Below are 23,913 nucleotides of genomic sequence, written 5' to 3'. Positions count from 1 at the left end.
CTTCCCCATTCTCGTTCTTCTTCCCGATTCCTATAGGGATGCCCCTCGGGATCACTCTGGGTTGAGGTAACGGGATGGTACCACTCCGACGGCTTTGCATTCACTTTGAATGGCGAGACGAAGATACGCGCGAGATGGCCTAACGGGCACTTCGCAGCGAAGCAGTGGACAGATTAGGATGGCGTATGCCGCGCTGAGTCCTTCTGCTCGCCGCGATGCTATTCGCCTTACCGCCGTTAGATTGACGCGAAATCGCCAACTCGCTCACCGAACAGTGCGGACACAAGACTTTCCAGATTCTGGGTTCTGGGCGGATTACGGGCAACCCGGAATGTATGGTCCGCCGCCTTGTCGCAAGTGAAAAGTGAGAGTGACAGGTTGGTCTGCGCAAATGTATGCGGCCTTCGTTGGAGCAGTAGCTCCTGGCCAGGATGGAATGCGCTGCGCTCTTGTCCCCATTAGTAATGCAGCCTTGAAGGGCTTCTTCCGGTTACGGGTTTTTAGAGCGCCGGGTTCGACCGTTGTGCCATCTCATTGTTCGCCAGCAGACCTGGCAGGAAAATATAAGTGCGTAGTAGTAGCTGGGCTGGGGTTGTGGGAATCGCATACGCGATTTCCAAGCCAGGTTTAGCCGGGCGTCATCTGCAGGCCAGAGGAGCTGAACCGCTGCCGGCAAGCAAAGGAGGCCGATAGACTTCGCCCTTCGCAAGCACGGCCCACGCCATGCGCGCCAGCTTGTTCGCCAAAGCGACACCTGCGACGTTGTAGTGAGTGCGCGAAGTAAGCTGTGCCAACCACGCACTCAGGCCAGGAGACTGCTTGTCTCGAAACTGCAGGACTGCTCGTGCCCCTTGTACAAACAACCGTCGCAAATAGGAGTTCCCGCGCTTGCTAATACCGAGTAGCTTTTGCTTGCCGCCAGTTGAGTGCTCGCGCGGAACTAATCCAACCCAGGCTGCGAACTCACGACCCTTGCGAAAAGCTGCCCCGTTGCCAATGGCTGCGATGAGCGCCGTTGCTGTAAGCGGGCCGATACCGGGAATCGCATCGAGACGTCGGCAGACTTCGCTCTCCTGCGCAGTCTTCTCAACCAGCACCTCGGCCTCTTCCAGCCGTATAGCTAACTGATCCAATTCCAGCTTCAGTTGAGCCAACAGCAACCGCACTGAGCCCGACAGCTTCATCGAGGCGTCTTCCAGGAGTCCTGGCAACATGGCATCCAGATGGCACCGTCCCTTCCGCACCGTGATCCCGCGTTCCAGCAGCAAGCCGCGAATCTGATTGACGACTGCCGTGCGACGCATCACCCATCGCTCCCGCACCCGATGCAGGGACTGAAGATCCAACTGATCATCGGTCTTGATCGGCACGAACCGCATCCTGGGTCGACCCACTGCCTCGGCAATCGCCTCGGCATCGATATAGTCGCTCTTGTTCGTCTTCACGTACGGCTTCACATACTGCGCCGGGATTAGCCGAACTTCATGCCCCTGCTCTCGTAAGGCGCGGCCTAGAAAATGGGAACCACCGCAGGCTTCCATGCCGATTCGTTCCACTCGTAGGTTCGCGGTGAAGTGCAGTAGTTGCTTGCGGGAAAACTTCTTGCGCACCACAACCTCGCCGCGCAGGTTAAGGCCAACAAGATGAAATACCGTCTTGCCGAGGTCAATGCCAATCGTGTGTAGTTCCATGGGACGCCTCCTCCGTGTGCCTCTTATATCCCAACTGCTTGCTGGGTAATGGCGGCGGACCATCCCATTAGTAATCCTGTTGTGCCCGAAAAGTCCGGTGTGGATTCGATAGGTCGCTGCAACACCATCTAGTAGAAGTTCTTCTATAGAGGGATGGTGTTTATGAGCGAAGGGAAGCAGTCGAGACTATCTGCTGTGCAGAGAGCTGATGTCTGGAGGCGATGGAAGGCGGGGGAGTCGTTGCATGAGATTGGGCGTGTCTACGGCAAGTCGCATAACTGCATTCGCTGTGTGTTGTTGTCGCGCGGAGGGATTGCTCCAGCCGCTCGCCAGCGCTCTGGCATAGCGCTCACCTTGGCTGAGCGAGAGGACATTTCCGAGGAATCGCTTCCAGCTCATCGATCCGCACGATAGGCTTTCTGGACGTCGGGAACTACCGTTACCGGGTCCTAAAACCCCTGGCCGACAAGCTAGGGATTCCGAAGCTGAACTTCCAGGTCCTGCGCCGCACGATGGCCACCCAAGCGCAGAATATGGGGTCGGTGAAGGACATCCAGGCGCACCTCCGGCACGCGAAGGCGGACACCACCGCTAACGAGTACATGCAGGCTCTGCCGGAGAGTGTTCAGGGGATGGTTGGGTCGATGTACCTAATGCTCGAAAAAGGAGAAGAAGAAAAAATGATTCTGGCGACTTGCAACAAAATCCAACAAAGCCTCGAAGCAAAACCACCGCTAAGTTGTTGAAAGGATTGGTGGGCACAGCAGGATTCGAACCTACGACTTCCACCGTGTGAAGGCTCAGTCTAAGTGTAACTCATTGATTCTAGGAGCACCGATGGCTCGGCTAAGCATCCTAAATGATCCAAAGTCAAACACATCGTACCGTTGCGTACTGTCGACTTCATCAGAGGTCCGCGTTCTCTCACGCTGGTCACCTCGGCTGGCCAGTTAGGCATTTTCAACCGCACTAGAGGCTTACCGCTCTCGGGACTACGCCATAGCAGGACACTTCTATGGCTATATGTTTGTTAAAAAGGATAGTCAGTAAGCCACTCCGACGGTGATCTATCAGAGTAGAAGGGAATCAGACCCATCGTAACATTCGGATTAGGGAGCAGACTGGATGGAGGTGAGGTGGTATTTGTGGGTCAGCCAACCGGTGAGTGGGACTTCGATGAAACGGTGGAAGAGTAGACCTACGGCCACGACGAGGAGAAGGGCGAGGAGTACGTTGGCGTCCGGACCTATGGGGTCTAGGAAGTGATAGGTAATGTTGTAGCCGTACAAGACTATGCCGGAGACGAGGTAGATAGAGTACGAGGCGTTGCCTAGCGAGACGCCAAGGCGAGCGCGCGGGGAGTGAGTTCGGGAGGGCCGTAGGGCTACGCCTGCGGTGATAAAGGCCGCGGGAACGCCCCAGACGCCGACGCGGTACTAGCTGAGTTCTCCGGTAAAGATGAAGCTTGCGATACCGGTGTTGAAGCTTTCGCCCGAAGGCCGCATAGACGTGTTTCAGGGGCGGCTTGCACTCGGAGCTTCAGTAATGCAGCGGCCAGAAGAGGAAGTCCTCCTCATACTCGCGGAGAGCGTTATTGACTGCCCTCCTGATCATTGGTGCCCTTCTGCTTGCATGCAGCGTCCTCTGGGCAAGCCCAGCAACGGCAAAGGCGGGGTGTTCCTGAAACTTTCACCTGACCCATATAGGAAGTTGATCGGAAAATGACCGACATGCCACGCAAAATCAAATTTACGAAGCAATACAAGCCGATGGGATTTGGGGACAGAGACGACCGTGGTTCAGTAGAAGCGCATCTAAGGGCTAAGGAGCCTTCAAGGCTGGATTCAGACGTCGTCCGAATGACGACGCCAAGAGTCAGGCGTGGCAGCTGGGCTGAGGCGCAGGAGTAGCAACGGACTGGAGATTTCTGATGCCTGATCCGAATCATATCGACCTCATGCAGCAAAACCTCATGCAGCAAATACGTCTCTCCGAAATTGAGATCACCGCGCTCGCGAAGAAGATAGAAAACGCAGGTGAAACAATCGACCGAGCGGAATATAGGGTCATACGACGCAAACAGGAAGAGCATCGTCTCCACATCCTAAAGTGTAAGTCGGCGTTGCTCAAAAACAAGTGGTCATAGCAGACCAATGTGATCTGCTAGCCGGTGTCCACAATGGCAAAAGCGCGTAAAAAGGCCATACATTCTACGCTGTACCTTGCTCCGTCCATTCCCCCACCGATGCCACAAGTCGGAGACAGGGTCATTCCTGAGCGAGTTCGGGTGACAAAAAACCCCGCTAATCGTTACCGTTTAGGGGCAGAGCGACGACACGAAGAGTCAAGCTTGGCAGAGAGGCTGGGCTGAGTCGCAGGAGGCACTCCGTTTTTCTGAAGTTTCCTTCTCTTGAACACGCAAAAGACGTGAGGTACAATGTTGCCCGCCTCCGGTAGGAGGCAGATGGGAGGGCAACGAGATGTTGCGGGTAAGATGTGAATCGCTAGCGAGAATGGGGCATAAACTTCACAAACTATATACGAACTTGCTCTTGGCAGAGCAACGCGATTTAGCGCAGGCAGAGTACGAATTGCGCAACATGCACAATATGATTCGGCAACATCGTAGAAGTTGTCAACGGTGTTTGTATAACGAGCGAACCGTGGCTTTCAGTGACAAACCTCTTCGTCCTTTTCCAACTGATCCAGGCCGGGACCTTTCCGGATGAAATAGTGTGTTAGCACGCGCTTGCCAAGTCAACCTGGACCCGAAAAAAGGCCCCGCTAATCGTTACCAGTTAGCTGAGGCCAGTTGGAGGAGTGTTGGTAGTTTTATTTAACAACCTTATACGGTCCACAATTCATTGTGAGAAATGCCTTGCTTAGACCGCCGGCTTCCGGCAGATATGCTGAACCAGTGTCGACTCGGCAAGTAGCTTTATGCTCATCCGCTAGCTTGGCGGACGCGTTGAAAAGCGCATCGAAAAGATCGTCAGTTGACTCGACTTCACGATCTAAGACTTCGTGCTCTACCCCGACGATAACCCGATCATGCACGTACAAGACCGCAAACGGAAAGCTGTTTCCCTTTGTGTTCACCCAGACTTGGGTCACGGGAGGAGTCCCTTGGCCAGCTACTTCTCACCTCCGATGCGGCAGACGACGTTGAAGCAATCGATGATTAAACTACGGTCTTTAGCATGATGACCTTCTCGGGATCGAGACCTGGGCTCTCAGCGGATAACGGTTCATTTAATCAATCCTGCGAGTTCGACTGGTAGCACGAGAGCCTCTTCCGTATTTCCTATTAGGAAGGGCCTTAATTGGTACTGACCATGTAATTCCCCGACCTCAAAGATGACGTGGTCTGGGTAAAGGAGATCTTTTACAGTGGCTCCTTTATGTGAACCGGAGCCATTGTAGTGGTCGTGCTGAATTTCTACGAAGATGGGTGGTCGATCCCGCCGGATTGTTTCACGCATCCCTGCTAGCGCCTTGGCCTCGAAGCCTTCGACGTCCATTTTGAGAAGTGTGATAGGAGGAAGCTGGTTGGCTGCGAAGAAGTCGTCGCCGCGGACCACTGGTACCGAAAGGACCTCGGTGGAGGCGTTGTCGGGGAGGTTGTTGCTCAGAGTCCCAGTACCCTGGTTAGCGCCCGTGGGAGGGTGGAAGTTGCCGTTTTCGTTGAGGTCGCCGAGGGCAACTGGGAAGATGGTTACGTTGTCGACACGGGCATGGTTGAGCTTGCGTTTCATCTCACTGCGCACTACAGAAAAGGGCTCAAAGGAGAAGACATGGTCCGCATGGCTGGACATGAACAGGGTGTGATGGCCGATATTGGCTCCCACGTCAAAGAAGTTTACGGGCTTGCCCGTGGCGCGGAGTGCGTCGGCGACAGTGGCCAGTAGACGCACCTCGTGCAACTGGAAGGCTCCGTAGTAGAAGACGGACCAGTCGATGAAGTTAGCCAGGTTTCCAGAGTACGACTTGCCAAAAAAATCGGTGACGAAGGGGCTCGACTTCTGATGATCGGGATGTGAGAAGGTGCGGAGAATTCTGTCGCGGCCGCGAAGCCAGTGTTGATGGCCCACGAATCGCAGGAGTTGTTGCTTCGTAGATGGCATGCTGCAGATGATACCGCAGGAGTCTTATTTGTAATTACAACAGAGAAAGAAAGATGGCTTGGTCGGCGACACGAATTAATCGAATGTTGGTTCTGCTAAGAGGGATTGCTCGATCAATCCCAGCTTGTCTCTTGTGGCTTACGAGTCCTTGCTCGTCAGGCCGAATCGAACGTGTAGCGGATCCTGTGTTTGTACAACGTTGAGGTGAATAGAGTTCCAATCTTAACGGCCTCTAGACTGTCCCAGCCTTTCGTTGGCTGGTGCGCCAGTTTACTGAAGCTCACTCATGTATTCATGAAACTCCTCTTCGTCACAAAACCAGCCGTAGAGATACACATGGAGCATTTGAATCTTCAATAGGCGCTCTCCACAATACCGGCATTCCGCGGTGGGACGAGCCTTTGAAAGGCTCAGCCAGCTTAAGAAAGATTTACCCATGTAGGTATACGATCGTACATTGTTTATCGCACTTAGGTTGAGAGATCAAGGCAAGACAATGGGTGTAGTGCCGGTGGCTGGTTGCCAGCTTCGATCCCGGCGATGAACTAATCCGCTAGCGTTCCTAAATAAGCGTAGATATGTCATAACCAGTTCCCCTAAACTTCCATCTCAATCGGGGAGTACCCGCTCCCTTTTGTGCCAGCTCTCATGAAAGAGACTGTACACAAGGGAATGGCGTATGGCTAAAAGGAAAAAGCATACCTGAGCAGATTTTGGATTATTGCGGCCCGATCGAGGCCGAACCAATTTCGCTTATGCGGGACTCGGCTCGTGCAAAATCGCCAATTCACTTATCGAGGGCGTCGATTAGTACCGAGAAGTCAACCTACGTTGAGTAATCGTCACATGGACGACTAACGGGCTAGGTCATTCTGTCTGTAGTAGCTGGTCGGGAGGGGCAATGTGGGGTATGTACCCGGTTCCCGAAATCTGCTATACACGCAGTTAGACCATGAAACTCCGTCTGATTGTGTTGTCCGCTGCCGTAATTGCGACTCTGCCGCTGCCGTCCCATACTCAAACTCCGACGTCCTCCGTGGATCCATACCGCGACGAGCCGTTTGTCTTTGAGCGGTACGACACCACCACAACAATGAAGGCCGACGGCACCGGAGACATAGTGCAGCATGTGATCGTGCGCATTCAGTCCGACGGCGTGGCGCGGCAGTTCAGCGTGTTGAATCTGCCTTACGCTTCAGCAAATTCGACCGCGACGATGGAATTCGTACGCGTGCATAAGCCGGACGGCAGCACAGTAAACACGCCAGTCGACGACGCCATGGAGATGCCCGCAGAAGTAACCCGCGAAGCGCCGATGTACTCAGACCTGAAAGAGAAACACCTCCCCGTGCGTAGCCTTGCGTCGGGCGACCGGCTCGAATATCAGTTCCACACGGTCCTTAGCAAGGCGCAAGCGCCGGGACAATTCTGGGGGCGGAGCATTTCCTGGTGCAGGGTGGCGTGGTTCTGGAACGGAGTCTAACGCTTGCCGTGCCGGAAAAGACCTACGTGCAGGTTTGGAGCCCGAACCACAAGACGACGCCGGTGACGCGCGACGGAATGCAGGTGTGGACGTGGACCTCCTCGCAGACCAAGGCCAGCGCACGTGACGAGAACGGCAAGATGACCGCGGCCGAGGTGAAGGATCCTGACGAGGACGCCGACGGACGCAAGCTGCCCAGCGTGGCATGGACCACCTTCCACAGCTGGGCCGAGGTTGGCGACTGGTACCGCAGTCTGGCGGAGCAGCGCCTTCAGCCCACCGCCAGCGTGCGAGCCAAAGCCGATGAGCTGACCAAGAATGCGAAGACACCTCAGGAACAGGCAGAGGCGCTCTATCGCTTCGTTGCGACGCAAATCCGCTACATCTCGCTCTCGTTCGGTGTTGGCCGCTTCCAGCCGCATACACCCGACGAGGTGCTGGACCACGGCTACGGCGATTGCAAGGACAAAGACACTCTGTTGGAGAGCCTCCTGCGCGCGAAAGGGATGACCACGGCACCCGTGCTGATCGGGGCGGGGATTGCGCCGGTAACGGATGTGCCATCACCCGCGGTCTTCAACCACGCCATCACGACAGTCGAATTGCCTGACGCAGCCGGCAAGCCAGAGCGAGTCTGGCTCGATTCCACCGCTGAGGTCGCACCCTTCCGCGTCCTCATGCCCGTCATCCGCGACCAGCAGGCGCTCGTCATCCCGGATAAGGCTCCGGCCGAAATGGAGAAGACTCCGGCGAACCCGCCCTATGCCTATCACGAAGACTTTGTCGCCGAGGGCACGCTGGACAGTGGTGGTCTGCTGAAGAGCCACATGGTATTAACCGCGAGATCTGACAATGAGTTGGAGTTGCGCTCCATGATGCAGCGGCTATCACCCGCACAATGGGATGATGCGATGCAGTACCTCTCGGGGGCAATGGGGTTTGGCGGTAAGGTGAGCGGCACGGATATGCGCCAGACCGACGCAGCTGCGCCGGTGAAGATCAGCTACGATTACAGCCGCGAGAAGTACGCTGGGTGGGAGAACAATCAATCGTTGCCTCTCTTCCCCGCAGTTGAACTCACTCTTGTAAGCGAAGAGAAGGCGCCCGAACACGATATCGATCTTGGCGCACCGCGTACCGTCGAGGCTCACAGCACCATGGCCCTTCCCGCGGGCTATCGTGCAGAGTTACCCGACGCAGTTCATGTCGCCCGGGAATTCGCTACCTACGACAAAACATATCGCTTTGTCGACGGGAGGATCATCGCGGATCGCAAGCTGGTCGTCAAGGTGCATAAGCTGCCGCGTGACCGATGGAAGGATTACCTTGCCTTTCAGAAAGCAACTCTGGTGAACGATGGGGAGCCTTACCTGCGGCTCATCCCGCCCGATCACCTCACGATTAACAAGGAGGGCGCGAAGATCGCATCCACCACGCCAGCCAAGGATACGACGCCTGCAGCCGAGCCCTCGAACCCCTCTGACACGCGGCAGCAGCTGGTAGAGATCACCGCTATGCTGCAGCGAAGAGATATTGGTGGGGCCCGCAGCCGCCTCGAAGCTTTACGCAAGAGTTCGCCGGATGCGCCTTACGTCCTGGGTATGCTTGGCGTCGTCAAGGCGACTGACGGGGATCTTGACTCCGGCGCCCGCGATGTCGAAGCAGAGATGAAGGCACATCCCGATGACGACCCCTGGATGGTTCTCGGACTGGCCCAGGAATACAGCAACAAGCAGCGGTTCAGCGATGCTGAGGGATTGCTGAACACATACGGCGGTGGCAGCGAACGGGTTCAGCAGATGCGAGTCTATGTGTTTGACAAACAGGGCGACTACACCCATGCGCTCGGAGTTCTGCGCGATCTTCAGGCGCGCCAACCCGAAGACCGCGCGGTGGCCTCGCAGGTGGCAACCACGCTATACGAACTGCATCGCAACGAAGAAGCCGCCATGGCCGCGAAGAAAGCGATGGACGGTAGCGATGATCCGGATGTCATCAACAATAACGTCTACGTGCTGTCGGAGACGAAGATCGATCTGCCGTTCGCGGAGACGCAGTCGCGCCGTTCGGTCGATCTGCTGGAAAGGGCGACCGCCTCGCACGTTTTGGAAGAGGCGAATACGAAGGCCTTTGCCGAGTCGGCGAACCTCACAGCCTCGTGGGACACGCTGGGCTACATTCTGCTGCTGGAGAGCAAGCCGAAGGAGGCCGAGCCGTACCTGCGCGCAGCATGGTTCTCACAGCAAAACGTAATCGTCGGCAATCACTTGGCGCAGGCCTTCGAGAGTCTGGACCGCAATGCAGATGCGCTATGGATGTACCGGCTTGCGAAGCAGGCGGAGCATGCGGCCGATGCGAAGCAGGACTTTGCCGAAGTGGCTGCGGCCATTGCGCGCCTTGAGAAGGCCGGGGTCAAGGCGGCCAGCGGCGAGCACTTTGCAACGTCGATGCAGGACTTTCGTAGCTACCACGTCAAGAATGGCGCGGGTGCGGAGGGTGGCGGCACGGTACGTCTCCAGTTGAACGCCGATGGTATTGCGGCAGCTATGCTCGTCTCCGGTGATGCAAAACTGAAGCCCCTGCTGGACGAGGCAAAGTCGCTGCATCTGCCCGGCGCGGAGCCAGCCGGATCGTCCGCGCGTGTGCTGCGCGACGCGGTTGTGTACTGCGGTAAGAAGAGCTCGACCTGCGATTTGGTATTTATGCTCAACTCTGGAATCGCAGTGGAAGGCGCGTCAGAGTAGATTCGCCACGTGGTTTCATGTCGTCCCGGTTCATTCCTGAAACTTGGATCTGACGCCGGGTGGCTCCAGGTGGCGAGTCGGCGGCGATCGCGGCAGGCATGTCTCCGCTTGACCTGGGTACCGACCTTGCTATCTCCGTGCGGGGTTATGCTGCCACCTAGTGCAATGGAATGCTGCCAGCTAGTGTGCAAAGTATCATTCACGCCGAAGGTGTTCGGTGCCGCGGTTGCGGTTCGATCAGGACGATATCCGGTCGAACTCAAGAGAGTATAAGGTGTGGTTTGCCGACCATCCACCCGGAACACGAACTAATGGCTCCTCGATGAGCGCATTGCCCTGTTATCACCAAATGAGGCCTTGCAGCACCGCAATAAGTAAGTACGAACCCACTCGCCAGAACTGATCTGACAATCGAGACATTGACTTGCATGGGGTCCTCAGATGGACTCTGAGCGAGACCTCAAGAGCTCACTGGTAATCAGCTCTAAATTCACCTTCACATCCGATATAGCGAAAAAGACCGCGGATGTCTCCGGTTTGATTAGCAGAAAATCACCCTACCGACGAACGCGAGCAGACGACCGCCTGGCCGAGCAATGTTGCTCGCGTGAGTCGTGGCTTTTTCAGACAGTTCATTTTAACCAAGGAATTTAGAGCCTGCGTTGGCTGGCCGTTACTGGTCGAATCGCTCTGACCACAAGCACGGGATCAGACGACGCACAGTGTCCGGGGTAATCGCAGGCAGATTCGGATCTTCCATCCACCTCATCGACTCTTCCCGGACGCGATGGTCCTGCGATGAACATCAGGAAATCTCCCCGCGATGGTGTATCGACCTTGTCTTTCACATACCTTTCCCAGATCGAAGACCAATTTTTCGCAAGATAGATTCCGGAGATTGCCGTCGCTCTTTCGGTGAATCCTGCGAGCACAAAAGACAGCTTGCGGGGTTCGTCCCGATAGGTGTGGCGGAGTATGATGGCGTAGTCTTCTACATCCTTTGCATTGGCTCCGCTAGCACCCTTCAGCCACCGGTCGAGATACCCCTCGTCCCACTTCAGCGGCAGCAAACGAAAAAGTCTTTGATCTCGCTAGGGGCGGGCTTCGCGAAGTATTTGAGCCGCTTTTGCGGTTTGAGTTTCTCGTGTAACGAAACAGCATCGCCGGAATCTGGCTCGCGGGTTACCTGCATCCAGTTTTCACACGCGTCGGTTAAGGCAAAGTCTACCTGGTCGGTGAACCCAAGTCCCATGGAGATATGGAAGGGACTGTGCAATGCGAAGGCATCGGCCTTGTGATGCTCGCTTATGGAGATCTCGGGAATTCCGAAGCCATAGCGGCGGAGTCTCCTGCGATCGCGGTCATTCGCGGTCTGGCGGGAAGTGACCACGGCCTAAGCGAGCGCAAGACCCGCAGCGTTCCCAGCTCAGAATGTCCCTCAACGTCTTAAGTTGACAATGCCTCAAAAATGGCTGGGAAAACGCACTTGCCGCAAACACCAATGTTGCGGTCAAGCACAAGAACAAGACGTTCCTGCTCATCTTCATCTCATCTTGGTCCCGATCAGCCCACTTGGAAAAGCTCGATCCCGTGCGCCTTTCCGAGATTGCCTGAATACTTCTTGTCCGTTCCATTGTTCCAATGCTCATGTACGCCAAGGCTGCGGCATCTGATGCCATCGCGTTCAGGATCGTAGAACGTCTTCGAAGGTGGATCATTAGCCAGAGCGGCTTCGCGCAGATAGTTGTCGGCATTTTTAATATCCACGAGATCAGGCCATTCCGAGGTCAGAAAATCGAAGCCGACCGAATCGACCGCCACACCGTCCAACGACATGAAAATGCTGCTCGGCCAGGCATCGTTGAAAGGGGCCATCTTCCATTTGCGCTTTGGTGGTCCATCCGCGTTCTCGCTTCCGTAGAGCCCGTCGACGATAAAGAGCATGGTCTTCTCGCCAAGATCCTTATGACCCAGGAAATCGACGAATGCGGAGTAACTTGGGGAGCCGTCATGGTTGGGAGGAAAGCCGTCGTGCGCGTTTTTGCGCCAGTCGGGATTGATGCTTGTGGCGCCGAACAGATTCTTAGCACAAAGCGTCACCCCTGAACTCACATGCCCTTTTAGCAATGCCGCATCGATTAGGTAGGCAGCCTCGACGACCGTGGTATCGAGACCCGAAGCGTTGCGGCTGGAAACCGAAAAAGGGATCGCGTTGGGCTTGAACTCGGCCTTTAGGCGCCCGTCGCCGCCGATGTGGTCCACGAACACGACGCCAGGAAACTCACTGTGAATCTTGTCGTAGAGATTGCCCGGGATGAACCGGCTGGTATCGAACACGGTGATCGACGATTGCGGCACTTTTCCCGGGCCGGTCAACTGCCGGACGAGCGAAAGGATCAGATGCGGCGACGAGTTGAGACGGTCGATCGTTCCATGATCCGTTGTGTTGTTCAGGTTCGGTTTGATTGCGACCTTCTCACCGGCCTTGTATCCGACGTTGCCACGATCATGAGTGCGATTGAAATAGTGGAAGATGGCGCTCCATGCCTGGGCATCGCTCTTTTGATTTGTAAGACCGCGGATGGAGCGAGAGACCATGCGGTCAATTGCAGCCTGGTTGTTGTTGGCGTCCGCCCACCAGGAACCCGTTCCATCCCAAGTCACAGCCGCCGGATCGTGGGCCCAGGTGACTCGGCCGGGAACTACGCCGCGGGGAACACCCAGTGGGGAAAGCGTGGATCCGAATAAGGAAGAACGCATGCTGCTGGCAGCTGCAATAGAAAGCGCGAAATGTCGGCGCGTCATTTTCATTTGTGGTTACTCCTTCTCTATACATCATGTGTTTCGTGGCGTCATTGAACGGCTCGAGACGCGAGTATGTCCCTGCCTACGCGAAGATCTCGGAAAGTGGAACGACCATGGCAGTGCGCCCACGAGGGGCCGTTGGGGATGCGAGGCAAGTACCAATTGTGATCGGTACGAATGACAGTGACCTCGTTCCTTCGAATTCATCGACCGCTCCCATTCAGCGGCTGTGCTCCGCAACACACCCTTTGATTGCTGGATAGCTCGCAGTTTTAGTCATTATTTATTGGGTAATATCTAGGACTGGTCCGGTGACTTTGAACGTATTCAAGGAAACTATTATGACTCGGGCTTCGATTCCGCCCCCTCGAAGAAGTGCGTTTCCACTGGATTTGAAAAAGACAAAAGCTTGGGCAGTGTTATCAAATTGGATGGTGCCTGTGGCAAGTTTCGAACTCGGAATAGTGCCATCGATGAACTCTTGCGACTGTGTCATGCTGAAACGAACCTTGGCGACGTTTTCGCCTTCTGAGAGGGTACCGACCTGATTCAAAATGTTCTTAATGACTCTCTTGCTCATGGAGTGATGTTACCTTGTGGATTAGAGGGCGGCTTATAATCGAAGGCAATAGGGAACCCGCTCGGGGAGGGGTCGGGTTTGGCGATATCCAGCGACCTCATCGTATGGAGTATGCCCCAATGCAAGAGCCAGCCAACTTCAATTCGACACCTGCAATTGAGGCAAATTGCGAGACCCTACGTAGAATGCTTCTTCATTCAACGCCATCCCCGGCGTTGCAACCATCCCAAACGCCAACTGGTGGTATGGGAAGAAGAATACTGGCATTCTTTTCTGAAGCTACTTCGCCGATGGCTGAGTAAACCTTGTTTATCATCTCTTGGCTCTCAAGAACTTCGACTACGCCGCCATCACAATCGCCGGGGTCGAACTGCTCCACCGTATTCGCAAAGGTCAATTCGCCCTGCATTGCCTACGTCTCAAAGACCAAGCTGCGCCTGCGATCTGGAATGCAGTCCTTGCTGCATAAACCACTGCCTCTCCAGTCGCCTCAACGTGCATACCTCAATATTTGCACCAGAGCCTGCAACATAGATATCGAGGATCATTTGTTCAGTCAGCACAACACTACAATTTTTCTTTGTATGAAGCCACGAGGCCGCCCTCTGGACGAGAGCGGCGTGTGTCCAACCGGGTGCCTGGAGGCAAAAATCTTCTCCTTCAGCCAAATGTGGCTCCTTTCTGATAGTCGAAAAGTCTCATTCTAGTTTTGCTAGATCAAGTCAAAGAGGATGAGATTCGCAAGTTCGAGAAACGGGTCTACTTGGGTGCAGGCATCTTGAACTTCGCTGTCAGTCTGATCGTTATTTTCGGTTTCCTATACGTCATCAACATCGTCGACGTTGGTAATCATGGAATCTCCTCTCTCCTCATTTGTGAATGAAACTGACTGATCAAACAGCAGTGGGATAGACGTGGCTATCCAGCGAGTTGGAAAGCCACGTTGACAACACCTTCCCAATCGATCGGATGACCCGATGCGTCTGTGGCAGGTTGAAAGCGGGTGGCCTGCACGGCACGGATGGCAGAGTCACCAAGGCCATGTCCGAGATCGCTGGTGACACCTAGAACCTGGACGGCCCCAGAGGACGAGACGCGGAGCCGCACCGAGACGACGCCTTCGATATGAAGACTGCGAGCTTCAGCGGTGTACTCTGGCTTGGGTTTGAAGAGAACCTTAGGTGCAGACTTAGCCGTTGCGGTAGAAGGACCCGTGGGTTTCGGCATCGGCGGCGGTGCGTCCTGGCCGAGGTTGACAACGCCGGGCGTTCGGCCTGAAGCATTCATCGGCCCTGTACCGCCGGTGACTCCAAGCTTGACTCCGACGACGCCGGAAGAGGCATTATCTCGTCCGTGCATGTTCTGGCTGCCGGCTGAGCCGGAACCAAGATTGACAACCTGCGACTGCGCTCCCATGCCATTATTCGAAGCCGGCATCCCCGACATTCCCTTGTTGCCAAGATTGATGGCGGTGGTCGACGGTCGATTCGACGGTGCGATCGGATTGGTCTGCGAACCGAGTGCGACCGCAGTCGGATGAGGAGAGTTGTTGACCACCGCAGTAGGCTGGGCCTGGGCGAGGCTGACCACCTTAGGAGCTGGTGGGGGCTGAATTAGCTTGGGCGGCGCCGGAAGAACGACCGGCATCTGCTGCACCATCTTGATGACGGGCGGCTTAGGAACGTCCGGCAACTTGACGTCTGGAAGTTTAATTTTTGGCGGCTCAACCTTTACGACCGGTGGCGGCGGAATCTTTGGTGCCTTGATCTTGACCGGCGGTGGCTCGGGCTTCTTGATTGGAATCGGCTCGGTCAACTCGGTAAGCTTGTGTCGGGTGTCGATTGTTTTCTTTGCAGCTGCGCCGATGATGATGGCGCAGAGCGCGATCATGATATTCGCGACAACCGCGGTGACTACTGAGGTCTTACTCTGAGAGCCGTTGTCTAGTACACCGAAATGAGTGAACTGCGTGATCGGGGTCTTTGCTTCGAGAGGGGGAGGTGGTGTCATTTCATATCCTTTGCGTTACACGGAGTAGATTCACGTTCGTTGAGTTGAAGGCCGAAGGTTGTGAGGGTAGAACTGAATTCCGGGCCTTGGGCCCACGTCGACAAGACATCGACATCCGCAATTCCGTTCGTATAACCGATGCGTCGTGCGCTGTCGGCGTATACGGATGACACCAGGTGTAAGCGATGAGTCGAGAACACCTATAGACCAAAGACCCGGTGCGCGCGCCTGCGCATCACCTGAATTTGATTGGTCGCAACTGAGATCTCTCCCAATACAGTCCCATCCGTATTGGATTTTGTTGGAACGATCAGGACCAGGTCAAAAGGGTGCGACTTAAGGAATAAAGGTAGGTCATGAACCTCGTTTACGACTGTGGCGCGGTAGTTCCACAATCGCATTTGAACCAAGAGAAGCGAACGTTTATCGTCATCTTCGCAGTACAACAGAATGGTTTTCGGCGGTCTCATTTGGAGGTTCCTCGTGTTTCGTAGTAATTTTGCTGTTGGTTTACAGAGGCTCCCATAGAACCCCATCGACAGAATCTCTAAGTTCTTGAGGCTGCTGGTTGACGGGCCTCAATCTGGTGAACGCTGTGATCTTGCCGCTCGCCGAAGATCTGCCGTCTCGCTATCCCGCCTACTGCGATCGAGTCGAGGTTCTTCAGGTAATAGAGCAACAGGGCGTCCCGGTCGCCGTCAGACGCATTTATCCAGTCCTAATGCGCACTAACTAGCCCATCAGATCCCTCGCTGAAAATAGAAGCTCTCGGACTCAAACTAGGGTTAGGAAAGTCTCTACAGTGACAGAGTCTACCGGGATGGTTACAAAAAATGGTTACGGTGGAAAACTTAGGGACTTAAGGCTGAGAAAGAGCCTTAAGTCCCAACGCACACCCGCAGTAGCTATCGACGATCCTGGCTAGTCAAGATCGTGTTCGAGTCCTGGCTCATCACCCCGACAAGGCTGCGATTCATTGCAGTCGCCGTCGATTTCGGAATCATCTTCAAATATGTCGAATAATGCATCGTCGAATTCCTGGGCGTTGTCGTCAATCGTTTCGTCAGCACTTGGTTGTATAGTCATTCCTTTTTTGAGTGGGCGATGATTCGCCTTTGTTGGTGGACACGCTGATGCGCGGAGATTATCCGGCATTTAAACACGTACTCTGGCGTGCCCGAAATTCTTGATTTTAGAAATAGGTCTCGATTGAGTTCCAGTTGATTGGCGGCACTTGAAGTGCCGCTGATTGCGCAACGCCGTGCGAGCTTACAGTGCGGTCGCCGTTTCGTTTGGAACTTTGTCTGTAGATGTTCCAGATGGTGGCGATAAGTGTCCTCGGTTGGGCCACGAACGCTTCGCGAGGCTTTCTCAACGTGAACTGAGTTTGTCCGGATTGCATTTGGGAAACAACGAACGTTACCGTGAATGACGAGCAAGACCAGCAACAGTGTCGGCAGAGGCTCGGCAGCTTCGGTTAGTCCGAGAAGACCAACGATCCGACAGGTGATAGCAGCCGCTTCGAGGCGGCGCGCGGTGCCAAGCCTCGTGCAGATACGGCTGTATTGCAATTCCAGTGCAACCGCATATTGGATCAGACTCTCCGTGGGTAATGGCAACCTGGGCTGTCTCCCAAGCATGCGGATGTTCACGAACATCCAGAGAATTTGATGGAATACGGTCATATGTGTCCTCCTGTTTCAAACGGAATCGCTGGGAGTTGGCTATGCTGAATGGAGATTTCATCCGTTAGGCCAGCAGATGCAGCCTGTCGGCGAATGTGACCAAGATGCCAAAAGCCCGGTTGAACCGGACACGCATAGACACGCAATCTGTCGCGATCGTGCTGTCTCCCCCAAACCTCTTCGGCCCATTCGCGGGTGGGCCAGGAACGTTTTGGATAACCATTCCCCATCCGGCAGGAGGGACAAGGTGGCGTCAGCGCAGACCAGCGCCGGGAGATGTATTTGAACTGTTCTTCTCTGGATCGGCTTCGAAGTGCGGCTTGCTGAGAGTTGGCCGCTTGGGTCTGGAGAAAAATAGGGGTTGGAAGGGAAGCAGTCGCAAGCTCGACGGAACCCGACTCTCTGACGAGACATCGGCCGCTCCTACGTGCAAGCTTTCGTAGTCCGACCTCAAGTGTGTTGTATTGCGTCTGAAGATCTGCCGCCCATTGTTGATAGCTAGTGGTTGAGAGAACAGGCTGAATTCCAATACTGCTCAGGTAGAGTGCCAACGTGCGCGCCCTTCGTTTACCTTTCGTCATGGATTGCTTCCTTAGGATTAGTCCTCCGTAAAGGAGTGAGAGATTCGGCAACGCAGAATGCAGGACAGTCCCGTCCCTCGTTTGTGAAAGGCAATTGGGTAATTGGTGGCGCTTCAGGAGAGTCGGCACTCTCGCAGGTTGTAGATCTTCAGCGAATCAGCACAGGCCGTCAGAAGGAATTTCGCGCGACTCCCTGTAACGTTTCCATGGCAGACTCCGCCACTGATCCACCGCGGTGGACACGCGATGAAGCCTTGACCTATTCGTTGAGCGATCGGAGGATTCAGATGCAGCCAGCATCAATCATCCAAAAATCTCCTGAAGAGATTCAGGCTTTCCCCTCGCGATAAATCTGGAATAGAAGAGCCCAGCCGATTTGTAATTATCGGAGTTTGACTTCACAGCCTATGACATGACGTGAAACCCAAACCACATAGCCTGCCGAATCCTGGACAGGACCTCACTTATATCGCTCAGTTTGCTCGAGGCGCACTGATGAATACAGCAGGTTCTTCGAATGACGCGAAAGCAGCTGGCGGGTAGCAGTAACCATTATCGCGGGCGTTCCTTTCGAGTGAATTGCAGATAGCATCGAGTAGGCAGTTGGAGTTGCCCCGCCCGCGCACATTTTGTGTAATTGCCACGGGGCAGGTGGTAGGCTTGCTCTATTGGAGGATGGATGAGCATACCCGGAGCAGTAGCTGAACTGAACAAAGAGATTGATCGTCTTACCAGGATCCGTGACTCCCTTTCGCAGGGGGCTGCAGGAGCCAGCCAGCTGGTTTTAACTCAGCCAGCCGTCAGTCAGGCAGGTGCACCTAAGAAACGAAAGTACGTGCGTTCTGCCAAGACAGCGGCCAAGACACCAGCCAAGAACTCCGTGCCGGCGAAGAAGACGACTGCCGCTAAGAAGTCTGCATTGGTGAAGGCAACTGCTCCTGTGAAGAAGAGAGAGATCTCTGCTGCGACCCGGAAGAAAATGTCGGACGCAGCGAAGGCGAGAGCCGCGACGAAGGCCGAAGCCGCGAAGTAGCGCGATGGAGGTTGGAAGGTCGAGGCTTTTACGGAACTCGCCTTTGCCAACGGACCACGCCAGAATTTCGCGCTCAGGCGGCTAGTTGAGTCAGGTATTGAGGGGTTCATAGCCATGCCAAGAACCCCTGCAAACACGCCCAAATCCCACGGGAGGAATGGGCTCTCTTACTCGTGCTGAGCCGATCGCTGCATCGCTCATGTGAACGCTGACGCTATCGCTTATTGCTGTCACGCCGAGCCCGTCATGCGCGAACAGTAACGGTGCAGGCGCGGGCGTAGTTGAAGAGCGAGCAAATATTTACGTGCATATAGCGCCCTAACCTCCACCCTCGAGGTCGGCTAGGACCCAACATCCCTCCCTTTCCTCCCTTTGCCTCGATGGTCTCGATTTCGAGCTCGGCCTGCTCGTTCCCGCCTGAAGGTGTCACGCTGCACTCAAATCGCGGAAAATGCGTTGTGATGCCCAGATTCTGCACCCAAATCGCGGAATTCAGGGGCATGTTTGTACCGAAATCGCGGACAGCGTGATGAGAGCGGAGTTGATTCTCCGCTTCGGGGATGCTCTCTGAGCTGAGTCTGGGGTGTTCTGCTAAGAGATGAATCATAGTTTCCCTGTGCAGCGTTACGCCCCAGGTTGCCTCGCCAGCCGTCTCCCATTGTTCCACTTTTGCGTTCAAATCGCGGACGAACTTCGTCGTGTACGTCGTCCGCGATTTGAGTACAAATGTCCGTGATTTGAGTGCCGTGGCTTAGCAGTAAAAAAGCGGACAATGCTGAACAATAAGGGCCATCAATCCGCGAATCGAGTGCAGCGTGACAGCGGAGGAACCCATTTATTGTGATTAACGACAGGCGTGCCCGCGTGCGCAGGCTCCGCCCTTGCCGAAAACTCACGTTCGATCGTAGCAAGCAGAGGTCGACAATTTACGATCGAGTTGAGCGTCTAGACCTGAAGGTACAAATGAAAGCAAGCGAATCCAGTACCGTTGCGGTCCTGACTGAAAAGCCTTCTGTCGCACGAGACATTGCCCGTGTCCTCGGAGCCGACAAGCGGGGCGAAGGCTATCTCCAGGGAAACGGCTATGTGGTCACCTGGGCGATTGGACATCTGGTTTCCCTCGCACAACCGCACGAAATCAATCCTCAATGGCGGCAATGGCGCATGGATCTGTTGCCGATACTGCCCGAGCAGTGGCCACTGGTTGTTTACGAGCGAACCAAAGATCAGTTCGAAGTGGTGCGAAAGATTCTAACGTCGGCGCGTGTGTCGCGGATAGTATGCGCGACGGATGCTGGGCGGGAAGGCGAACTGATCTTCCGCTACATCTACGATGCGGCTGAGAGCAAAAAGCCGGTCAGCCGACTTTGGATTTCCTCGCTGACTCCGGATGCCATCCGAAAAGGGTTCGACAATCTTCGCCCAGGCAGCCGATATGATCGATTGGCGGACGCCGCCAGTGGCCGAAGCCGAGCCGATTGGCTTGTTGGCATGAATCTGTCACGGGCCTATTCACTTTTCTATAGTGAGGAGCTTTCCGTCGGACGGGTGCAGACGCCGACCCTGGCCATGCTTGTCGATCGCGAACTTACCCTCCGCAATTTTGTCTCCGAAGACTACATCGAGGTTGTCGCGACGTTTCAGGGACGGGAAAATCAGGATAAGGAAACCTATCAAGGTACATGGTTCCGTCCGCAAACAGGGTCGAAAAAGGGCAACAACGCTCAGGCCAACAACTCGCGATTGCCTGCCGATGGCCAGGATGCCAAAAGCATCATCCTTCGCGCTCGTGCGGGAGAAGCGGTCATTGAGTCACTCTCTTCCGAGACACAGCGGATGCAACCACCCCTGCTTTACGACCTCACGGAGCTGCAGCGGCATGCGAATCGTCTGTTTGGCTTTAGTGCCCAAGAGACTCTTGATATCGCGCAGGCACTCTATGAACGGAATAAACTGATCAGCTATCCAAGGACGGATAGTCGTCATCTCTCTGTTGACGTTGCCGCTACAGTTCCAGGCATTGTCGCCGCAGTTTCCGCAAGCTATCAGAAGCAACTGGCTGCAGGAACAGGGGAGCGCCCACTTGGAAAGCGATTTGTCGACGACAGTAAGGTGAGCGACCATCACGCCATCATTCCCAATGCGGTTTCCTCCGAGAAGGCCAACCTGACGGAAAAGGAACGCAAGATTTACGGTTTGATCTGCAGCCGCTTCCTCATGATGTGGCATGACGATCACATTCAGTCCGTGACGACCGTGATTACCACGATCACGCATGAGGAATTCGTGGACCGCTATCGAGCCACGGGGACTGTCGTGCAACAGTTGGGTTGGAAGGTCCTTGACGTTGGGTCGGAGGGGCGAAAGAGAGAGACAAAGGGCGGGGATGAGGAGAAAACTCCGGAGAAGATCCTGCCAGTAAATCTTGCCACAGGACAGCCACAGGACATCGCGAATATAGAGGCCAAGAAAAAGAAGACCAAACCCCGAAGCGATTTACCGAGGGCACTCTCTTGACCGCGATGCAGACGGCGGGCCAAAGCCTCGACGAGAAAGAACTGTCCGAGGCGATGAAAGAGACGGGCCTCGGTACGCCTGCCACACGGGCGGCCACGATCGAAGTGCTATTGAAGCGTGGCTATATCGTACGCTCGGGGACGGGTCTGGAGGCAACAGAAAAGGGGATCCATCTTATAGAAGTGGTTCATCCCGAAGTCAAAAGTCCCGCGATGACCGGCCAATGGGAGGCCTTTCTCAAGAAGATCCAACTGGGTGAATCCCAGCTGGAGCCTTTCCTGGATGGCATCAGTCAATACGTGCGTTCGGTTGTCAGCAAGGTTCGTCAGACTTCGCCCGTTCAACCTGCGCCGCCGCCCCCGCATCCACAAAGACTTCCGATCCTTCTGGTCTCCCCAGTCCAAAGAACTTCTTCAACAGCACAAGCCTCCCCGAGCTTTTGCAAAACGCGTTCGGCTTCGCCCAGTTTCGCCCTAACCAGGAAGCCGTCTGTCGGGCAGTAACCGCGGGAAAAGACGCGCTGCTTGTCATGCCGACCGGCTCGGGCAAGTCGCTTTGTTACCAGCTGCCTGGATTGGCACGAGGTGGAACCACTCTCGTGATCAGTCCACTCATAGCATTGATGGACGATCAGGTGCAGAAGCTGAAAGAGAAAGGCCTCGCTGTGGAATGCATCCATTCAGGTCGTGATCGTGAAACATCGCGCCGTATCTGTTCCGACTACCTCGGCGGCAAATTGCAGTTTCTCTTCATTGCTCCCGAACGACTTCGGGTGGCAGGCTTTCCCGAAATGCTGGCCAAGCGAAAACCATCACTGATCGCGATCGATGAAGCGCACTGTATCTCGCAATGGGGCCACGATTTTCGACCTGACTATCGGATGCTTGGCCAGTATCTACCTGGTCTTCGTCCTGCTCCGATGCTGGCGCTCACGGCCACAGCAACACCGCTGGTCCAGAACGACATTGCAACTCAGCTAGGCTTGACTGAGCCCGCACACTTCATCCATGGTTTCCGCCGCGAAAACATCGGCATCGAGCTTGTAGAAGCTTTGCCTTCGCAACGGCCTCAGTTCGCTCGGGAGATCCTGCTCGAAGACAAACACCGCCCAGCCATCGTGTACACCCCCACGCGCAAGCAGGCTGACGCTCTGGCGGAAGAGTGGGCAAGCGAGTTTGCCGTAGCCGTATACCATGCCGGACTGGATGCCGAGCGACGGCGGCAAGTGCAGGAAGAATTCATGGCGGGCAAGCTGGACGTCATGGTGGCAACCACGGCGTTCGGTATGGGGATCGATAAGACGAATATCCGAACCGTGATTCACACCGCCCTGCCAGGCAGTCTGGAAGGGTATTACCAGGAGATCGGCCGCGCTGGGCGCGACGGAAAAACGAGTCGCGCCATTTTGATGCACTCGTATGGAGACCGGCATACCCATGACTTCTTCTTCAGTCGGGATTACCCGGCGGTTCCACTGCTGGATCGAGTATTTGCAAGCCTTCGTACAGAACCCCAACCGAAGGAGGCGCTGCGCAAATCCTTGGCGATGGAGGAAGAACTTTTCGACAAAATCATCGAGAAGCTTTGGATCCATAAGGGGGCTGTGCTGGACTTTGCGGAGAATGTCAGCCAGGGCGAGGGGCTATGGCGCGCGTCCTACATCCTGCAGGGCGAGCAGAAGCGGGCGCAGATCGATCAGATGATTCGTTTTGCGGAAAGCAATCAATGCCGCATGACGTCCCTTGTTCGTCACTTCGGCGATACGTCGGATAGTGCCAGGGCTTGTGGCGTGTGCGATTTCTGTGCTCCCGCCAAGTGCGTTGCCCAAAGATTCCGAACCGCGACGGAAGAGGAACGAACAATTCTTCATCGAGTGTTGCGCGCCTTGCAGACCGTCTCCAACAAATCGACCGGCAAGCTGCACGCCGAGCTTTGTCCCGGAGGCGAGATGAGCCGAGACAACTTCGAAGAAGTCCTTGGAGCCATGGCCCGGGCAGAACTCATCAAGTTTGCGGATGCTGTCTTCGAAAAACAAGGCAAACAGATTCCCTACCGCACTGTCAGCCTTACTCCAGCGGGGCGAGCCACCGATCAGACTACGCCGGTGCTCTTCGTTATGAAGGACGCTGGACGGCCGGTTTCCCAGCGCAAGCGCCAGAAGAAATCCAGTAAGTCTAACGCTTCTCCAAACACCACCGGTCGAACCCAATCCAGGCCACCAAGAACAAGAACGACTGCGTCCGAGCCAGAGAAAGAGACTCGCATTGAACAGGCTTTACGTGCCTGGCGCCTGAGCGAGGCGGAGCGCAGAAACATTCCGGCATTTCGGATCTTTGGCGATCGAGCGCTGAAAGGTATCGCTACCAACTGTCCCCACAACGATGCGGAGTTACTGGCTGTGCCGGGCATTGGCATGAGTATCGTGCAAAAATATGGAGCACATATCTATCGTCTGATTAGAGGTTCACGTTGACGCCGTGAGTCCCATCAAGTCGCACCCACAGCCCCCGGTTCGCGTGAATACGTCCTCAACCTGTATTTGATGCTGGAGAAAGCGAATGCCATTCTGTAATGGAGCGGATAGGACCGAACCCACAATCAACGCCAGTTGAAGGGACCGCCTCCATGTTTCCCTCGCGCCTTCTGGGGGCTGACCGTAT

The 23,913-nt window shown here is 55.2% G+C and carries 15 protein-coding genes and 3 pseudogenes; 9 read left to right on the top strand and 9 right to left on the bottom strand.

What is annotated here, in order from left to right:
- Positions 1–638: 638 nt before the first annotated feature.
- Positions 639–1,691, bottom strand: a complete 1,053-nt coding sequence (locus RBB80_RS33710; RefSeq protein ID WP_433968409.1) for an IS110 family transposase — start codon at positions 1,689–1,691, stop codon at positions 639–641.
- A gap of 162 nt (positions 1,692–1,853) precedes the next feature.
- Between RBB80_RS33710 and RBB80_RS33705 the strand changes: the two are divergent.
- Both RBB80_RS33705 and RBB80_RS33700 read left to right on the top strand, forming a co-directional pair.
- Positions 1,854–2,104: pseudogene (locus tag RBB80_RS33705) on the top strand (IS30 family transposase); the annotation flags it as partial.
- A gap of 99 nt (positions 2,105–2,203) precedes the next feature.
- Positions 2,204–2,437 (top strand): hypothetical protein, encoded by a 234-nt coding sequence (locus RBB80_RS33700; protein ID WP_433970435.1) that lies wholly within the window; start codon positions 2,204–2,206, stop codon positions 2,435–2,437.
- Between the two features lie 363 nt (positions 2,438–2,800).
- On the opposite strand, the gene RBB80_RS33695 is transcribed toward RBB80_RS33700, so the two are convergent.
- Positions 2,801–2,980, bottom strand: coding sequence for a hypothetical protein (locus RBB80_RS33695; protein ID WP_433970246.1), 180 nt, complete (start codon positions 2,978–2,980; stop codon positions 2,801–2,803).
- 641 nt (positions 2,981–3,621) lie between these two features.
- Here RBB80_RS33695 and RBB80_RS33690 point away from each other — a divergent pair.
- Positions 3,622–3,837, top strand: coding sequence for a hypothetical protein (locus tag RBB80_RS33690; RefSeq protein ID WP_433970244.1), 216 nt, complete (start codon positions 3,622–3,624; stop codon positions 3,835–3,837).
- A 1,102-nt stretch (positions 3,838–4,939) separates the two neighbouring features.
- Here the strand turns inward: RBB80_RS33690 and RBB80_RS33685 are convergent.
- Positions 4,940–5,815 (bottom strand): FkbM family methyltransferase, encoded by an 876-nt coding sequence (locus tag RBB80_RS33685; protein ID WP_433970242.1) that lies wholly within the window; start codon positions 5,813–5,815, stop codon positions 4,940–4,942.
- Positions 5,816–6,767: 952 nt separating this feature from the next.
- On the opposite strand from RBB80_RS33685, the gene RBB80_RS33680 reads away from it, so the two are divergent.
- The 3 genes and pseudogenes from RBB80_RS33680 to RBB80_RS33670 all read left to right on the top strand — a co-directional run.
- Entirely contained in the window at positions 6,768–7,298 is a 531-nt protein-coding gene (locus RBB80_RS33680; RefSeq protein WP_433970240.1) for a DUF3857 domain-containing protein, read from the top strand.
- Positions 7,265–10,042 carry a transglutaminase domain-containing protein gene (locus RBB80_RS33675; protein WP_433970239.1) on the top strand — a complete coding sequence of 926 codons (2,778 nt, stop codon included), beginning with the start codon at positions 7,265–7,267 and terminating at the stop codon, positions 10,040–10,042. The genes RBB80_RS33680 and RBB80_RS33675 overlap by 34 nt, the downstream gene beginning before the upstream one ends.
- Positions 10,043–10,082: 40 nt before the next feature.
- Positions 10,083–10,197, top strand: a pseudogene (locus RBB80_RS33670) (amidase family protein); the annotation flags it as partial.
- 495 nt (positions 10,198–10,692) lie between these two features.
- Here the strand turns inward: RBB80_RS33670 and RBB80_RS33665 are convergent.
- The 6 genes from RBB80_RS33665 to RBB80_RS33640 all read right to left on the bottom strand — a co-directional run bounded on the left by RBB80_RS33665 (position 10,693) and on the right by RBB80_RS33640 (position 16,592).
- The gene (locus RBB80_RS33665) at positions 10,693–11,112 is read right to left on the bottom strand and encodes a hypothetical protein (RefSeq protein WP_433970237.1); all 420 of its coding nucleotides are present in this window, start codon (positions 11,110–11,112) and stop codon (positions 10,693–10,695) included.
- Positions 11,100–11,432 carry a hypothetical protein gene (locus tag RBB80_RS33660; RefSeq protein WP_433970235.1) on the bottom strand — a complete coding sequence of 111 codons (333 nt, stop codon included), beginning with the start codon at positions 11,430–11,432 and terminating at the stop codon, positions 11,100–11,102. Before RBB80_RS33660 ends, RBB80_RS33665 begins: the two co-directional genes overlap by 13 nt.
- 173 nt (positions 11,433–11,605) lie before the next feature.
- A complete protein-coding gene (locus RBB80_RS33655; RefSeq protein WP_433970234.1) occupies positions 11,606–12,640 on the bottom strand; it encodes a DUF362 domain-containing protein in 1,035 nt (344 codons plus the stop codon).
- Between the two features lie 980 nt (positions 12,641–13,620).
- Positions 13,621–13,836: a hypothetical protein gene (locus RBB80_RS33650; protein WP_433970434.1), complete on the bottom strand. Its 216-nt coding sequence runs from the start codon at positions 13,834–13,836 to the stop codon at positions 13,621–13,623.
- 509 nt (positions 13,837–14,345) lie between these two features.
- Positions 14,346–15,437, bottom strand: coding sequence for a TonB family protein (locus RBB80_RS33645; RefSeq protein WP_433970232.1), 1,092 nt, complete (start codon positions 15,435–15,437; stop codon positions 14,346–14,348).
- Between the two features lie 921 nt (positions 15,438–16,358).
- On the bottom strand, positions 16,359–16,592 hold the full coding sequence (locus RBB80_RS33640) for a hypothetical protein (RefSeq protein WP_433970231.1): 234 nt from the start codon (positions 16,590–16,592) through the stop codon (positions 16,359–16,361).
- 1,790 nt (positions 16,593–18,382) lie between these two features.
- Here RBB80_RS33640 and RBB80_RS33635 point away from each other — a divergent pair.
- The 3 genes and pseudogenes from RBB80_RS33635 (at position 18,383) to RBB80_RS33625 (ending at position 23,726) form a co-directional block, all read left to right on the top strand.
- Positions 18,383–18,736 carry a hypothetical protein gene (locus RBB80_RS33635; protein WP_433970229.1) on the top strand — a complete coding sequence of 118 codons (354 nt, stop codon included), beginning with the start codon at positions 18,383–18,385 and terminating at the stop codon, positions 18,734–18,736.
- A gap of 963 nt (positions 18,737–19,699) precedes the next feature.
- Positions 19,700–21,756 (top strand): annotated as a pseudogene (locus RBB80_RS33630) (DNA topoisomerase 3).
- The gene (locus tag RBB80_RS33625; RefSeq protein ID WP_433970228.1) at positions 21,693–23,726 is read left to right on the top strand and encodes a RecQ family ATP-dependent DNA helicase; all 2,034 of its coding nucleotides are present in this window, start codon (positions 21,693–21,695) and stop codon (positions 23,724–23,726) included. The pseudogene RBB80_RS33630 and the gene RBB80_RS33625 overlap by 64 nt, the downstream one beginning before the upstream one ends.
- The last annotated feature ends 187 nt before the right edge of the window (positions 23,727–23,913 follow it).

This window comes from Tunturiibacter gelidiferens (genome assembly GCF_051013345.1).
GTDB lineage: Bacteria > Acidobacteriota > Terriglobia > Terriglobales > Acidobacteriaceae > Edaphobacter > Edaphobacter gelidiferens_A.
Note: the sequence above shows the minus strand (reverse complement) of the source record. Positions and strands in the feature narration are given on the sequence as shown.